Here is a 13,638-nt window from a genome sequence, read left to right on the forward strand (position 1 = left end):
GCAAGCGGGGCGATTGGTTCGCCGCGTCGCCCCCGACGCTGCGTCAGTATTGCGCAGTTCTCAAAAGCTGTCTCGGGGACGAGACGAATTTTTTGCCTTATTTTTCAACCGGAAGCTTCGCCTTAACCTTGCGATGCTTCCGCACCGATGCTCCCCCGGCGATCAGGTCTTGGTGCCGTCGTTGCCCTTATCCACGGGTGCTGAAGCGGGCGGGGGCACCGGGGTCGCGGGCGCCGTGTTTGCGGTCCCGGTCTTGGGAGCTTCGGGCGCGCGGCGGATGAGGATGTCGCCGTTCGGCAGAAATTCGGGGGTCTGATAGGGCACCATGGTTTCCACCGTGGACGTCAACAGGTCCAGTCCCCGCTGGAGATAGTCCGTCAGCGTCTTCTCGATTTTCGAGACGGTGGTTTCTTGCTGGGACGAGGGGCCGGAGGGCTCGGTCGTCTGGGCCATGGCGAGAGAGGCGGGGCCGCAGAACAGGCTGCCGACAAGGCCAACGGCAATAAGATGTCGGACTGTGAACATGACCATCTCCTTCGGGGCGGCGATGGACGCCACCATGTCTCGATCTTCAATTCCAAACGCTTGAGGCGTGTGGGCGCGTTCGGACTGAATGCGTGAGAAAGAAGACCCAGGAATCAGGCTTGTTCCAGGCGAGGACGATGTAACGCGTCAGTTTGCGTGTGGCATAGGCGCGCGATGGGACATTCGAAACGTTACGTTAGGGACCGGCGATAGCTCTCAAAGATCTGTACGCGAGGACCGCGCCAAAGCTATTTGGGCAGAGGTTCAGCGCTGCAGCTATGGGGCGTGGGGGAATATTTGAACCAGTCCCCGCACTTGTCGCAGGCCGATACGGACAGGCCGAGCGCGACCACCACGGTGATGCGGAAAAGACTGCGCACGGAAAACTCCCACTCCGGTTCGCCCACACGATAGGCCATCGCCGCCCGTGTGTCACAGGAATGGGTGTGTCACAGGAAGCTGATGGGGTCCACATCGATGGCGACCCGCAGGTTGCCGGTCACCTTGGGCGCCACCGCGCGCCACGCGCTGAGATAGGCGGACAGGTCGAAGCCGCGCGGCGCCCGCGCGAGCAGCCGCCAGCGGTGGCGGCCGCGCAGCACGGCGAGCGGCGCCTCTGCCGGGCCGAGCACACGCACCTCCCGGCTGATCGGCGCGCAGGCGGCAAGGCGGCGGGCATGAGCTTCGGCGGCATGCGCGTCGGTGGCGGAAATCACCAGGCTCGCCATGCGTCCGAACGGGGGCAGGTGCGCTTCCTCCCGCGCCGCGATCTCGGTCTCGTAGAAGGCCGCGCGGTCGCCCTTCACCAGTGCCTGCATCACCGGGTGCTCGGGCATGTGGGTCTGAATGAAACCGCGCCCCTCGGCCGCGCCGCGCCCGGCGCGTCCCGCCACCTGATGCACCAGTTGGAAGGTGCGCTCGGCGGCGCGCGGATCGCCATGGCCGAGACCCACATCCGCGTCCACCACGCCCACCAGAGCGAGACCGGGGAAATTGTGGCCCTTGGCAACCAGCTGGGTGCCCACCACGATGTCCACTTCACCGCGCGCCACAGCGTCCAGTTCCGCGCGCATGCGCTCCACCCCGCCGGTAAGATCGCTAGAGAGGACGAGGCTGCGCGCCTCGGGGAACAGCGCCTGCACCTCCTCCTGGAGCCGCTCGACGCCGGGGCCGACGGGGATCAGGCTGTCCTTGGCGTTGCAGCTTGGGCAATTCTCCGGAACCGGCGCCTGATAGCCGCAATGGTGGCAGGAAAGGCGGCGGCGAAAGCGGTGCTCCACCAGCCAAGCCGAGCACGAGGGGCAGCGCATGCGATGCCCGCACGACCGACACACGGTCAGTGGCGCATAGCCGCGCCGGTTGAGGAACAGCAGGGCCTGCCCGCGGTCCTCCAGGGTTTGCGAGATTTCCTCCACCAGACGCGGCGCGATCCAGCGTCCGCGCGGCGGTCCTTCCTTGCGCAGGTCGATGGGGGAGAGACCGGGCACCTTGGCGCCGCCGAACCGCTCCGGCAGCGCAAGCCTGATATAGCGCCCGCGCCGGGCGTTCACCTCGGTCTCGATGGAGGGGGTGGCCGAGGCGAGCACGATCGGCGCGCCGGCAAGCCGGGCCCGCACCACCGCCATGTCGCGGGCATGATAGGCGACGCCCTCGTCCTGCTTGTAGGCGGGGTCGTGCTCCTCATCGATGATGGTGAGCGCCAAATCGTGGAACGGCAGGAACAGGGCCGAGCGCGCGCCCGCCACCACCCTTACCTCGCCGCTCGCCACGCCCTGCAGGATGCGCGCTCGCCGCTTGATGGACACCGCCGAATGCCATTCCGCCGGGCGCACGCCGAACCGCCGCGTGAAGCGGTCGAGGAACGCCTGGGTGAGGGCGATTTCCGGCAGCAGGATCAGCGATTGCCGCCCTTGCCGCAGCGCCTCCGCCACCGCCTCGAAATAGACCTCGGTCTTGCCCGAGCCGGTGACACCGTCCAGCAGGTGCACGGAAAAGCTCCGCGCCTCCACCGCCGCGCGCAAAGTCGCGGCGGCTTCCGCCTGCGCTTCGGACAGATCGGGCGCGGCGTGGTCGGGATCTGGCCGTTCTGCCGCCGGTTCCGGCGGCAGAACCACGGTTTCCAACGCCCCGTCGTCGACGAGACCATCGACCACGGAGGTTGAAACCCCGGCCTCGCGCGCCACATCGCTCTTGGCGCGCAGGAAACCGTCGGCCAGCGCCTCCAGCAGCTTTTCGCGTGCGCTGGTCATGCGGCCCGGCACCTTGCCGGTGGCGCGCACCCCGACCCGCTCGCGGGCGACGCCGGGGCTCTCCCCATGCTTGAGTGCCAGGCGCAGCACCATGCCGCGCGGCGCGAGGGTGTAGTCCGCCATCCAGTCGATCAGCTTCAGAAGCTCGGCTGGGAGGGGCTCATAATCGAGCCGTGCCTTCACTGACTTGATCTTCGCGGTGTCCACGGCCTTGCCGTTGGATCGGCTCGGCCACACGCAGCCCAACATACTGCGGTTGCCGAGCGGCACTTGCACGAGGTCGCCGGGCTGAAGCTCCAGCCCGTCCGGGACGGCGTAGGAATAGGGGGTGTCGAGCCCGAGGGGCAGGAGGACATCGACGAAGCGCGGGCTCATGTTCTTCTTTTGATCCAAGCCGGGTAAAACGTCAAAGCGGCGCGAGCGCACATTCGCGCGCCTTATCGTGAGGCTTCTTGCGGGTTGAGACCTTCTGCGGCCTTGCCTTCGCCATCACCCGAGTCTACCTCCGGGCCATGAAATTCCTCGATCAAGCCAAGGTCTATGTGCGGTCCGGCGACGGCGGGGCGGGATGCGTCTCGTTCCGGCGTGAAAAGTTCATCGAATTCGGCGGCCCCAACGGTGGGGACGGCGGACGCGGTGGCGATGTCTGGATCGAATGCGTGGATGGGCTCAACACCCTCATCGATTATCGCTACCAGCAGCACTTCAAGGCCAAGAAGGGCGAGCACGGCATGGGCGCCAACCGCACCGGCGCGCGCGGCACCGATGTGGTGCTGAAAGTGCCGGCCGGAACAGAAATCCTCGACGAAGACGAGGAGACGGTGCTCGCCGACATGACCGAGGTGGGCCAGAAGGTGAGATTGCTGGCGGGCGGAAACGGCGGTTTCGGCAACGCGCAGTTCAAGACCTCCACCAATCAGGCTCCGCGCCGCGCCAATCCCGGCCTTGAGGGCAAGGAAAAGTGGATCTGGCTGCGCCTGAAGCTGATCGCGGATGCCGGCCTCATCGGCCTGCCCAATGCCGGCAAGAGCACGTTCCTGGCGGCGACCACCGCCGCCAAGCCGAAGATCGCCGACTATCCCTTCACCACGCTGCACCCCGGCCTCGGCGTGGTGCGGGTTGATGACCGCGAGTTCGTGCTCGCCGACATCCCCGGCCTGATCGAAGGCGCGCACGAGGGCGCCGGCATCGGCGATCGCTTCCTGGCCCACATCGTGCGCTGCGGCGCGCTGCTCCATCTCGTGGATGGCACCTGCGATCACGCGGGCAAGGCTTACAAGACGGTGCGTGCGGAACTTGCCGCCTACGGCCACGATCTCGTGGACAAGCCTGAAATCGTCGCCCTCTCCAAGTGCGATGCGCTCTCGCCCGAACTGCTGAAGCAGCAGAAGGAGCGGCTGCAACGGGCGGCAAAGCGCAAGCCGCTGCTGCTCTCCGCCCAGTCCGGGCAGGGCGTGCAGGAGGCGCTGCGCCTGCTGTTCGACATCGTAAAGACCGCCCGAGCCGAAGAAGTCGAGGCCCATCCTCGGCCGGAATGGAGGCCTTGAGCTGAATGTGCTAGCATTCCTCGTCGAGGAGCTAGCACCATGGCGCGGCAATTGAACATCCGCACCGACGAAGCGGTGGAAACCGCCAAGCGGCTTGCTGGCCGCGTAGTTTCGGCGGGTTCTGAAAACCTGACCCCGGAACAAGCGGCCGCCATTCAAGCCCTTTGCAAACTTGGCGAGGAAGCCGCCAAGTATAAGCTTCCTGGTGCTACTTCCGACCATAGCGACATGTACGACCAGAACGGTCTTCCGTTGTAATGGATCCTCATTTGTGTACACTGTGTACACATTGAGGTCTGGCGATGGCATCTAATCAAGTCAGGATCGGTGTGCGGGAGTTCCGCGCGCACATGGCGGACTACCTGCGCCAGGCCCAGGAGGGACGCTCCTTCGTGGTGTTCTCACGCGGCGAGCCGATTGCGAGCCTCGGCCCGCCGGCGCCGCCCGCATCGCGAAAGGCGGGTGCTTTGGCGGGGCGTCTGCATATGGCGCCGGATGTCGACACCCTGCCGGATGATTTTTCCGGCGAGGATCGAGGGGCGACATTCAAGGACCTGACGCCGGCTCAGAAGTCCTTGCATCAGCGGCTTTCGGAACTGTCCCAGAAAGCGCGTGCGGCAAATCCCGATGCGACATCCGATCATGACTGGCTTTATGGCGAGGACGGCGCACCGAAATGATTGCGGTGGATTCGTCCGTTCTCATCGCCACATTCATGGCTGAGCCGGACGCAGACAAGTTCCTGCCCATACTGATCGGCACCCCCTGCCTGATTGGCGCGCCGACGCTTCTGGAAACCCATCTCGTGCTTCGGGGCCAGCGGCATGCCTACGCGACCGACGCCGTGGAACTGTGGCTGGCGGAAACCAGCGCGACCATTGTGGCCTTCGATGCAAGGCTCCTTCGCATCGCCCGCAACGCGTTCGACCATTATGGCAAAGGCCGGGGACATCCCGCGGCTCTGAACTTCGGGGATTGCATGTCATACGCCGTAGCCAAGGCCCATGACGTTCCTCTTCTCTTCAAGGGCGAAGACTTCACCCACACGGATATCCGGCCCGCCGTCGTCTGATCGCATCCGCCCCTGTTCCTCCGGCCCCGCTTGGAGTATCGAGGCGGCCCGCTTCCTCTAAAAAAGCCGCGCCGTGACCGCCCGAACCCCAGCCCTCGCCGATTTCCGCCGCATCGTCATCAAGGTGGGCTCCGCGCTCCTCGTGGATTCCGCGCGCGGCAAGGTGCGGCTGGCGTGGCTGACCTCGCTGGCCGAGGACATCGGCGCGCTGCACCGGCAGGGCAAGGAGATCATGGTGGTGTCCTCCGGCGCCATCGCGCTCGGGCGCACGGTGCTTTCCCTGCCGCGCGGGCCGCTGAAGCTTGAGGACAGCCAGGCGGCCGCAGCGGTCGGCCAGATTTCGCTCGCCCGCACCTGGGCCGAGGCGCTGGCTCATGAGGATATCACGGCCGGGCAGATCCTGCTCACCCTGGGCGATACCGAGGAGCGCAGGCGCTATCTCAACGCCCGCTCCACGCTGGCACGGCTGATGGAATATCGCGCCGTCCCCGTCATCAACGAGAACGACACGGTCGCGACCTCAGAGATTCGCTATGGCGACAATGACCGGCTCGCCGCCCGCGTCGCCACCATGGCGAGCGCTGACCTGCTGATCCTGCTCTCCGACATCGATGGCCTTTATACGGCTCCGCCGGCGCAGGACCCGAACGCGCAGCATATTCCCGTGGTGCCCCGCATCACCGCCGAGATCGAGGGCATGGCCGGCGCCGCCGGCTCGGAACTCTCGCGCGGCGGCATGCGCACCAAGATCGAGGCCGGCAAGATCGCCACCTCGGCCGGTACCCACATGATCATCGCCTCCGGACACGGAAAGAACCCGCTGCGCGCGATCCAGGATGGCGGCCGCTGCACCTGGTTTCTCACCGGCGCCACCCCGGCGCGCGCCCGTAAGGCGTGGATCGGCGGGGCGCTGGAGCCGCGCGGCATTCTTCATCTCGATGCCGGCGCAGTGGCCGCCTTGCAGCGCGGAGCAAGCCTGCTGCCGGCAGGCGTCACCCACGTCGAGGGCGTGTTCGAGCGCGGCGATGCGGTGCTGTTGCGCGGGCCGGACGGGGCTGAGATCGGACGTGGCCTCGTCGCCTACGACAGCGACCACGCCGAGCGGATCCTCGGGCGTGGAACGCCGGAGATCGAGGATATCCTCGGCATGTCGGGCCGGGCCGAGATGGTCCACCGCGACGACATGGTGGTCGGCGCCAAATAGGTGGCTTCTGGCGCTTTTTCCGGGCCGGGGCCATATCTCGCTGAGCCGGGCCCAGGCTGTTGCAGCTTCGCGCGCGGTGGTAAAGATGCCCGAACGGCCGTTCCGGCCTTACTTGAGAGACGTGTCATGTCCCAGTCCAGCGCCGCCCGTGTCGCCGCCGCTTTCGCGGATCGCGTCGCGCCGCCGGCCGCGCCTGCCGATGTGGCGGGGACCATGCTCGACATGGGCCGCCGCGCCCGCGTCGCCGGTCGCGCCCTGGCGCTGGCATCTGCCGAAGTAAAGACGCGCGCGCTTCGCGCCGCCGCTGCCGCCATCCGCTCTGCCGCGCCCCAAATCCTTTCGGCCAATGCGCAGGATCTGGAGCGCGCCCGCGCGGACGGCATGAGCGCCGCTTTCCTCGACCGCCTCGCGTTGGACGAGAAGCGCGTTGAGGGCATCGCGGCGGGCGTCGATATGGTGGCGGGCCTGCCCGATCCCGTCGGCGCTGTGACGGAAAGCTGGGCGCGGCCGAACGGCCTGCAAATCGAACGCGTGCGCACGCCGCTCGGCGTGATCGGCGTGATCTATGAGAGCCGCCCGAACGTGACCGCCGACGCGGCCGCGCTGTGCCTGCGCGCCGGCAATGCGGTGATCCTGCGCGGCGGTTCGGACAGTCTCCTCTCTTCCCGCGCCATTCACGCCGCTTTCGTTTCCGGCCTCGCCGAGGCGGGATTGCCGGTGGATGCGGTGCAGTTCGTGCCGTTTGCGGACCGCGCCGCCGTGGGTGCCATGCTCGCGGGGCTGAACGGAACGCTCGATGTGATCGTGCCGCGCGGCGGCAAGGGATTGGTGGGCCGGGTGCAGGCGGAAGCCCGCGTGCCGGTGTTCGCCCATCTCGACGGCATCGTGCATGTCTATGTGCATGCGGATGCCGACCTCGACATGGCCAAGTCCGTCCTGCTGAACGCCAAGATGCGCCGCACCGGCGTCTGCGGCGCCGCAGAGACGCTGCTGGTGGATCGTGCGGTGGCAAGTGAAATGCTCGCGCCCCTGGTGAAGATGCTGCTGGATGCCGGTTGCGAGGTGCGCGGCGATGCGGCGACCCTGGCGGTGGACCCCCGCGTCGTCGCGGCAACGCCGGTGGATTGGGACACGGAATACGAGGACGCGATCATCTCGGCCCGTGTGGTGGAGGGGATCGATGACGCCATCGCCCATATCGAGGGCCATGGCTCCCACCACACCGATTCCATCATCACTGCGAATGAGGCCGCGGCCGCGCAGTTCCTGGCGGAGGTGGATTCGGCCATCGTCGTCCATAACGCCTCGACCCAGTTCGCGGACGGCGGCGAATTCGGTTTCGGCGCGGAGATCGGCATCGCTACGGGCCGCATGCATGCGCGCGGGCCGGTGGGCGCCGAACAACTCACCACCTTCAAATATCGCGTGCACGGCTCCGGCCAGACCCGTCCGTGATGGCGGAGGGGGAGGGGAGCCCGGCAGCCGTCGCGTGCGCCGCCCTGCGCCTGCCGCCTGCCGCCCGTGGCATGCGTATCGGCCTGTTCGGCGGCAGTTTCAATCCGGCGCATGAGGCGCACCGCGCCTCTAGCCTCCTGGCGCTGAAGCGCCTCGGGCTTGACCGGGTGTGGTGGCTGGTGACGCCAGGCAACCCCTTGAAAGACAACAGCCATCTACCGGCGCTCGCGGCGCGGGTGGACTATGCCCGGGAGGTCGCGCACCACCCGCTGATTGACGTCACCGGGGCGGAGGCGACGCTTGGCACCCGCTACAGCTACGAGACCGTGGCGGTGCTGACGCGGCGCATGCCGCAGGTGCGCTTCGTCTGGATCATGGGCGCGGACAATCTGGTGCATTTCCACCGGTGGCAGCGGTGGCGCTCATTGGCGGATCTCGTGCCGATCGCGGTGGTGGACCGCATGGGCGCCAGCCTCGGGGCGACCGCCTCCCTGGCCGCGAAAGCACTCGGGCGCTATCGCATCGACGAGAGCGATGCCGCGATACTTCCAACCCTCAAACCGCCGGCCTGGGTGTTCCTGCACGGCATGAAATCGCCGGTCTCTTCCACCGGCATTCGCGCCGCGCGCCAGGCACGGGAGACGGCCTGAAGGGCGGGGTTGGTTAAGAAGTCTTGATATTTGCCGGTTTTGCAGCCATTCTAGCTGAGCAGCCTCCGGGGGGGCGGCGTCGCCGGTTCCTCAGGTCGCTGTTCATGAGCGAGAGGACCTGGACCCCTGTCTACATCGGCTTCACTGGCGGCCACCACCCAAATGGCGCCCGCATCGGTCTCCCAAGCGCAACCTGACGCCGAGGAGATCCTCGCCCTGGTTCTCGCCCGCCTGGATGACGATAAGTCGGAAGACATCGTCCCCATTGAGCTTCGTGGCAAGACCTCCATCGCTGACTTCATGGTGGTTGCTTCCGGCCGTTCGCAGCGGCACGTCGGCGCCATCGCCGAGCACCTCATCGAGGCGCTGAAGGCAGTCGGCATCAAGCGCGTCCGTGTCGAAGGCCAGCCGGCTTGCGACTGGGTGTTGATCGACGCCGGGGACGTGATCGTCCACGTCTTCCAGCCGGAAGTTCGCAGCTTCTACAACATCGAGAAGATGTGGTCGGGCACCTCTCCCTCCTGATCGGGGCGGGTGCACCTGTCTTGATCATCTGAGGGCGCGCCGTGCGCATTCTGATCGCCTGCGTCGGCCGCATGAAGGCCGGCGCCGAGCGCGACTTGGTCGCGCGCTATCTCGACCGCGCGAAGGCGGGGGGACGCTCCCTCGGCCTCAGCGGCTTCGACGTCATAGAATTTTCCGAATCGTCCGCCCGCCGCTCCGAGGACCGCATGGCCGAGGAAGGCGCGAGCCTGATCGCCGCGCTGCCGTCTGGTTCGCGGCTGGCGGTGCTGGACCCGCGTGGGAAAAGCCTGTCTAGCGAGGACTTTTCGGCTCGAATCGGCAACGACCGAGACGCGGGGGCGGGTGCCTTCTGCTTCATGATCGGCGGCGCCGACGGGCTGGCTGATGTCGCCCGCAGCCGCGCCGACCTGATGATTTCCTATGGCGCCGCAACCTTTCCCCACCAATTGGTGCGGGTGATGCTCGCGGAACAGCTTTATCGCGCCACCACGATCCTCTCGGGCCACCCCTACCACCGGGCCTGACGGCGCAGAATTGTGAAACCGGCGACAGCAGGCGTCGCATGGTTTACGTCTGCTCAACTTCGCAGGCTTAAGCTTCCGTTCATGGTTCACCGCCTCGGCCCGTTTTTCCGCGCATTGGCGCTCGTGTGCGCGCTCGCAAGCGGCGATGCATTTGCGCAGGTGCCGCCGACGCCTCTGCCGCGCCCCGCCGCTGCGCCGCGTGTCATGCCGAACGTGGACACCGATGCGCTGCGCGGCGATGTCAGCCGCAATGAGAAGCTCCAGGCGCAGATTCGGGCCGATCTCGAAGCCGCCCAGGGCGATCGCGGCAAGCTCTCCCAGCTTCTCGTCGACACCACCAGCCGCGTACGCGACGTGGAACAGCAATTGATCGAGGTGGAAGGGCGGATGACGGAGTTGGATCGCAGCGGCTCCGATATCCGGGCGTCGCTGGTCCAGCGCAAGGCGGTGCTGGCGGACGTGCTGGCCGCCCTGGTGCGCATGGGACGGAACCCGCCGCCGGCGATGCTGATGCGGCCCGATGATGCGCTGGACGCGGTGCGCTCCGCGATCCTGTTGGGTGCCATCCTGCCGGAGATGCGGGTGGAGGCGGAAACGCTGGTATCTGACCTTGGGGAACTCTCCCGTGTCAGAGGCGAGCTTGCCGCCGCGCGGGAACGTTTGACCACTCTGCGCGCCTCGCTGGAGGAGGACCGCACCCGCATTGCCGCCCTGGTGACGGAACGTCAGCGCAGGCAGGCGGAGGCGAATCCCTCCCAAACAGGGGATAAACTGCAGGCGGAAACCCTGGCGAAGAGCACCGGAGACGTGCACGATCTCGTGACCCGTCTGGAGGCGGAAGTGGCGCCTGCGGCACGCGCGGCGGATGCCGCGAAGGCGCAGCCGGCAAATCCGATAGCCACCGCCGAGCCGGGCCGCACCCAGCTTGCCGCCCTGACGAATCCCGGCCGCATGGTGCCAGCCATGCCGTTTACGGCAGCTAAGGGCTTGCTGCCGCTGCCGGTTGCCGGCGTGCGACTGAAGGATTTCGGCGCGTCCGACGGGCTTGGCGGCGCAGAAAAGGGCCTGACGATCGCCACACGGTCCGGCGCGCAGGTCGCGGCGCCGTGCGATGGATGGGTTGTTTACGCCGGACCGTTCCGAAGCTACGGGCAACTCTTGATAATCAATGCCGGCGGTGGGTACCATGTCCTGATGGCGGGAATGGAACGCATCACCGTCGACCTCGGCCAGTTCGTCCTCACAGGCGAGCCGGTCGCGGTGATGGGAGGAGGGCCCCGCGTGGCGAATGCGGCCTCGGGGCAGCCTCAATTGTATGTGGAGTTCCGCAAAGACGGTATTTCGATCGATCCCGCCCCTTGGTGGGCGGCAACGGATAGTCAGAAGGTGCGCGGATGATGCGTCGTACGTCTCTTTTTCTTTTCGGCGTCGCGGCCGGTGCCTTGGCGACTGTGGCTGCGGTCCAGCCGAGCATTCTGTCGGGAATGGCCGCCGAGGCGGCGTCTTCCGACACGTACCGGCAACTGAACCTGTTTGGTGACGTGTTCGAGCGGGTGCGCTCGGACTATGTGGAAAAGCCGGACGACGCCAAGCTGGTGGAAGCCGCCATCAACGGCATGCTCGCCGGCCTCGACCCGCACTCCTCCTACATGGACGCGAAAAGCTTCCGCGACATGCAGGTGAGCACCAAGGGCGAGTTCGGCGGCCTCGGCATCGAGGTGACGATGGAGGACGGCCTGGTGAAGGTCATCACCCCCATAGACGACAGCCCGGCCGCCAAGGCTGGCGTGCAGCCCGGCGACTTCATCACCAAGCTCGACAATGACCCCGTGCAGGGCATGACGCTCAGCCAGGCGGTCGACAAGATGCGCGGCGGCATCAACACCCCGATCACGCTCACCATCGCCCGCAAGGGCGCGGACAAGCCGATCGAGATCAAGCTGGTGCGCGACACCATCCGTCCTCAGGTGGTGCGCTCGCGCATCGAGAACGGCGATGTCGGCTATGTCCGAATCACCTCGTTCAACGAGAAGACCTACGAGGGCCTCAAGAAGGCGATCGAGGATCTGACCGCCCAGATCGGCCCCGACAAGGTGAAGGGCTACGTCATCGATCTGCGCAACAATCCCGGTGGTTTGCTGGATCAGGCGATCGCGGTGTCGGACACGTTCCTGGAGCGCGGCGAGATCGTCTCCACGCGTGGTCGTAACGCGGACGAGACCCAGCGGTTCAACGCCCGCGGCGGCGATCTGACCAAGGGCCGGCCGATCATCGTGCTGACCAACGGCGGTTCGGCCTCTGCCTCCGAAATCGTGGCTGGCGCCCTGCAGGACCACAAGCGCGCGACCATTCTCGGCTCGCGCACCTTCGGCAAGGGCTCGGTTCAGACCATCATCCCGCTGGGCGGCAATGGCGCGCTCCGGCTGACCACGGCGCGTTACTACACGCCGTCGGGCCGCTCGATCCAGGCCAAGGGCATCGAGCCGGACATCGTCCTGATTCAGGATCTGCCGGACGAGCAGAAGGCGAAGATCGCGGCCGCCGGCGGCGACACGACCCGCGGCGAAGCCTCGCTCAAGGGCCATCTGAAGAACGGCGAAGACGAACAGACCGGTTCGCCGTCCTACGTTCCCGCCGATCCCAAGGACGACACCCAGCTTAAGATGGCGGTCGATCTTCTGGAGGGCACGCAGAAGAACGCGGCCTTCCCGCCGAACCCGAGCAAGACCAGCGTCGCGAACTGACGCTGGGCCTCGCCGCATCCTACGGGGCGGCACGGTAGATTTAGGGACCCCTCCGGGCGCTGCTCGGTGGGGTCTTTTTTGTTTCGCGGGTTGAGCGTTGGGTGGCGGACCACGTCGAGAGCACAAGAATCGCGCTGCAAGGCATGTCGATATTGCCTATTTATTGGGCGTGTGGTCTCGGGGCGGTGCCGTGGGTGCGCAATCTCTATCCCGCGCCTTGGGTCGCAAGCCCTCAAACCCATGGCACGCCTTTTGCTATTCCTGAGGGGAGATTTTCCCCCCAGGAGAGTGTTTCATGTCGTTCACCCGCCGCTTTGTCATCGCAGGTTGCATCGGGCTCGCAATCGGGGCGGCACCGCTTTCCGCCAGCGCCGACAGCCTTGACGACATCATGAAGGCTGGCGTCCTCAAGGTCGCCGTGCCCCAGGATTTCCCGCCCTTCGGCTCTGTCGGTCCGGACCTCACCCCCCTTGGCTATGACATCGACGTCGCCAAGCTGATCGCCGCCAAGCTCGGCGTTAAGGTGGAATTGGTGCCGGTCTCTTCGGCCAACCGAATCCCCTACTTGCAGACCAAGAAGGTCGATCTGGTGATCTCCTCGCTCGGCAAGAACGCCGAGCGTGAGAAGGTGATCGACTTCACGACCGCCTATGCGCCGTTCTTCAACGGCGTGTTTGGCCCGGCCGACCTGAAGGTGACGAAGGTCGAGGATCTCGCCGGCATGACGGTCGGCGTCACGCGCGGCTCGGTCGAGGACCTGGAACTGGCGAAGGTCGCTCCGGCCACCACCGACATCAAGCGTTACGAGGACAACAACTCCACCATCTCCGCCTTCCTGGCGGGCCAGGTGAAGGCGATTGCCACCGGCAACGTGGTGGCGGCCGCGATCATCGCGCGCAACCCGCCGAAGAAGCCGGAAGTGAAGTTCCTGATCAAGAACTCGCCCTGCTTCGTCGGCCTCAACAAGGATGAGCCGAAGCTCCTCGCCAAGGTCGATTCGATCCTTGCGGCGGCGAAGGCGGACGGCTCGCTCAATACGATCTCCCAAAAGTGGCTCGGTGCTCCGCTTCCCGCGGACATGTGAGTCGCTTGAGGACGGTTCGCTCCCCCTCCCAATTGCGGGGGGAGGGCGGGGGAGCGGAC

15 protein-coding genes are annotated in these 13,638 nt (G+C 66.4%); 12 read left to right on the plus strand and 3 right to left on the minus strand.

Annotated elements, in window-relative coordinates; genetic code table 11:
- Window positions 1–162: 162 nt before the first annotated feature.
- The 3 genes from ADADO0_RS13730 to ADADO0_RS13740 all read right to left on the minus strand — a co-directional run bounded on the left by ADADO0_RS13730 (window position 163) and on the right by ADADO0_RS13740 (window position 3,149).
- On the minus strand, window positions 163–561 hold the full coding sequence (locus ADADO0_RS13730; RefSeq protein WP_511305710.1) for a hypothetical protein: 399 nt from the start codon (window positions 559–561) through the stop codon (window positions 163–165).
- A 212-nt stretch (window positions 562–773) separates the two neighbouring features.
- Window positions 774–905: a hypothetical protein gene (locus ADADO0_RS13735; RefSeq protein WP_511305711.1), complete on the minus strand. Its 132-nt coding sequence runs from the start codon at window positions 903–905 to the stop codon at window positions 774–776.
- 69 nt (window positions 906–974) lie between these two features.
- Window positions 975–3,149: a primosomal protein N' gene (locus ADADO0_RS13740; protein WP_511305712.1), complete on the minus strand. Its 2,175-nt coding sequence runs from the start codon at window positions 3,147–3,149 to the stop codon at window positions 975–977.
- A 137-nt stretch (window positions 3,150–3,286) separates the two neighbouring features.
- Between ADADO0_RS13740 and obgE the strand changes: the two genes are divergently transcribed.
- From obgE to ADADO0_RS13800, 12 genes are all read left to right on the plus strand, one after another.
- Window positions 3,287–4,321 (plus strand): GTPase ObgE, encoded by a 1,035-nt coding sequence (gene obgE / locus ADADO0_RS13745; protein ID WP_511305911.1) that lies wholly within the window; start codon window positions 3,287–3,289, stop codon window positions 4,319–4,321.
- Window positions 4,322–4,360: 39 nt separating this feature from the next.
- A complete protein-coding gene (locus ADADO0_RS13750; protein ID WP_511305713.1) occupies window positions 4,361–4,579 on the plus strand; it encodes a hypothetical protein in 219 nt (72 codons plus the stop codon).
- A gap of 44 nt (window positions 4,580–4,623) precedes the next feature.
- Window positions 4,624–5,001, plus strand: coding sequence for a type II toxin-antitoxin system Phd/YefM family antitoxin (locus ADADO0_RS13755; protein ID WP_511305714.1), 378 nt, complete (start codon window positions 4,624–4,626; stop codon window positions 4,999–5,001).
- Window positions 4,998–5,393 carry a type II toxin-antitoxin system VapC family toxin gene (locus tag ADADO0_RS13760; protein ID WP_511305715.1) on the plus strand — a complete coding sequence of 132 codons (396 nt, stop codon included), beginning with the start codon at window positions 4,998–5,000 and terminating at the stop codon, window positions 5,391–5,393. Before ADADO0_RS13755 ends, ADADO0_RS13760 begins: the two co-directional genes overlap by 4 nt.
- 73 nt (window positions 5,394–5,466) lie before the next feature.
- On the plus strand, window positions 5,467–6,597 hold the full coding sequence (gene proB, locus ADADO0_RS13765; RefSeq protein WP_511305716.1) for a glutamate 5-kinase: 1,131 nt from the start codon (window positions 5,467–5,469) through the stop codon (window positions 6,595–6,597).
- A 126-nt stretch (window positions 6,598–6,723) separates the two neighbouring features.
- Window positions 6,724–8,052, plus strand: coding sequence for a glutamate-5-semialdehyde dehydrogenase (locus ADADO0_RS13770; RefSeq protein ID WP_511305717.1), 1,329 nt, complete (start codon window positions 6,724–6,726; stop codon window positions 8,050–8,052).
- A complete protein-coding gene (locus tag ADADO0_RS13775; RefSeq protein WP_511305912.1) occupies window positions 8,052–8,702 on the plus strand; it encodes a nicotinate-nucleotide adenylyltransferase in 651 nt (216 codons plus the stop codon). Before ADADO0_RS13770 ends, ADADO0_RS13775 begins: the two co-directional genes overlap by 1 nt.
- 162 nt (window positions 8,703–8,864) lie before the next feature.
- Complete coding sequence (gene rsfS, locus ADADO0_RS13780) at window positions 8,865–9,227, plus strand: ribosome silencing factor (RefSeq protein ID WP_511305718.1); 363 nt, start codon at window positions 8,865–8,867, stop codon at window positions 9,225–9,227.
- Between the two features lie 41 nt (window positions 9,228–9,268).
- Window positions 9,269–9,751: a 23S rRNA (pseudouridine(1915)-N(3))-methyltransferase RlmH gene (gene rlmH / locus ADADO0_RS13785; protein WP_511305719.1), complete on the plus strand. Its 483-nt coding sequence runs from the start codon at window positions 9,269–9,271 to the stop codon at window positions 9,749–9,751.
- Between the two features lie 81 nt (window positions 9,752–9,832).
- Window positions 9,833–11,149, plus strand: a complete 1,317-nt coding sequence (locus ADADO0_RS13790; protein ID WP_511305720.1) for a murein hydrolase activator EnvC family protein — start codon at window positions 9,833–9,835, stop codon at window positions 11,147–11,149.
- Window positions 11,146–12,495 (plus strand): S41 family peptidase, encoded by a 1,350-nt coding sequence (locus tag ADADO0_RS13795; protein WP_511305721.1) that lies wholly within the window; start codon window positions 11,146–11,148, stop codon window positions 12,493–12,495. Before ADADO0_RS13790 ends, ADADO0_RS13795 begins: the two co-directional genes overlap by 4 nt.
- Window positions 12,496–12,790: 295 nt before the next feature.
- Window positions 12,791–13,579, plus strand: a complete 789-nt coding sequence (locus tag ADADO0_RS13800) for a transporter substrate-binding domain-containing protein (RefSeq protein ID WP_511305722.1) — start codon at window positions 12,791–12,793, stop codon at window positions 13,577–13,579.
- The last annotated feature ends 59 nt before the right edge of the window (window positions 13,580–13,638 follow it).

The sequence above is a fragment of the Aquabacter sp. genome, assembly GCF_965279295.1.
In the GTDB taxonomy this organism is placed as follows: Bacteria; Pseudomonadota; Alphaproteobacteria; order Rhizobiales; family Xanthobacteraceae; genus Aquabacter.

Coding starts and splice junctions, on each gene's coding strand:
- ADADO0_RS13730 (WP_511305710.1), bottom strand. CDS start 561: ATGGTGGCGTCCATCGCCGCCCCGAAGGAGATGGTCATGTTCACAGTC.
- ADADO0_RS13740 (WP_511305712.1), bottom strand. CDS start 3,149: ATGAGCCCGCGCTTCGTCGATGTCCTCCTGCCCCTCGGGCTCGACACC.
- obgE (WP_511305911.1), top strand. CDS start 3,287: ATGAAATTCCTCGATCAAGCCAAGGTCTATGTGCGGTCCGGCGACGGC.
- ADADO0_RS13750 (WP_511305713.1), top strand. CDS start 4,361: ATGGCGCGGCAATTGAACATCCGCACCGACGAAGCGGTGGAAACCGCC.
- ADADO0_RS13755 (WP_511305714.1), top strand. CDS start 4,624: ATGGCATCTAATCAAGTCAGGATCGGTGTGCGGGAGTTCCGCGCGCAC.
- ADADO0_RS13760 (WP_511305715.1), top strand. CDS start 4,998: ATGATTGCGGTGGATTCGTCCGTTCTCATCGCCACATTCATGGCTGAG.
- ADADO0_RS13770 (WP_511305717.1), top strand. CDS start 6,724: ATGTCCCAGTCCAGCGCCGCCCGTGTCGCCGCCGCTTTCGCGGATCGC.
- ADADO0_RS13775 (WP_511305912.1), top strand. CDS start 8,052: ATGGCGGAGGGGGAGGGGAGCCCGGCAGCCGTCGCGTGCGCCGCCCTG.
- rsfS (WP_511305718.1), top strand. CDS start 8,865: ATGGCGCCCGCATCGGTCTCCCAAGCGCAACCTGACGCCGAGGAGATC.
- ADADO0_RS13790 (WP_511305720.1), top strand. CDS start 9,833: ATGGTTCACCGCCTCGGCCCGTTTTTCCGCGCATTGGCGCTCGTGTGC.
- ADADO0_RS13795 (WP_511305721.1), top strand. CDS start 11,146: ATGATGCGTCGTACGTCTCTTTTTCTTTTCGGCGTCGCGGCCGGTGCC.
- ADADO0_RS13800 (WP_511305722.1), top strand. CDS start 12,791: ATGTCGTTCACCCGCCGCTTTGTCATCGCAGGTTGCATCGGGCTCGCA.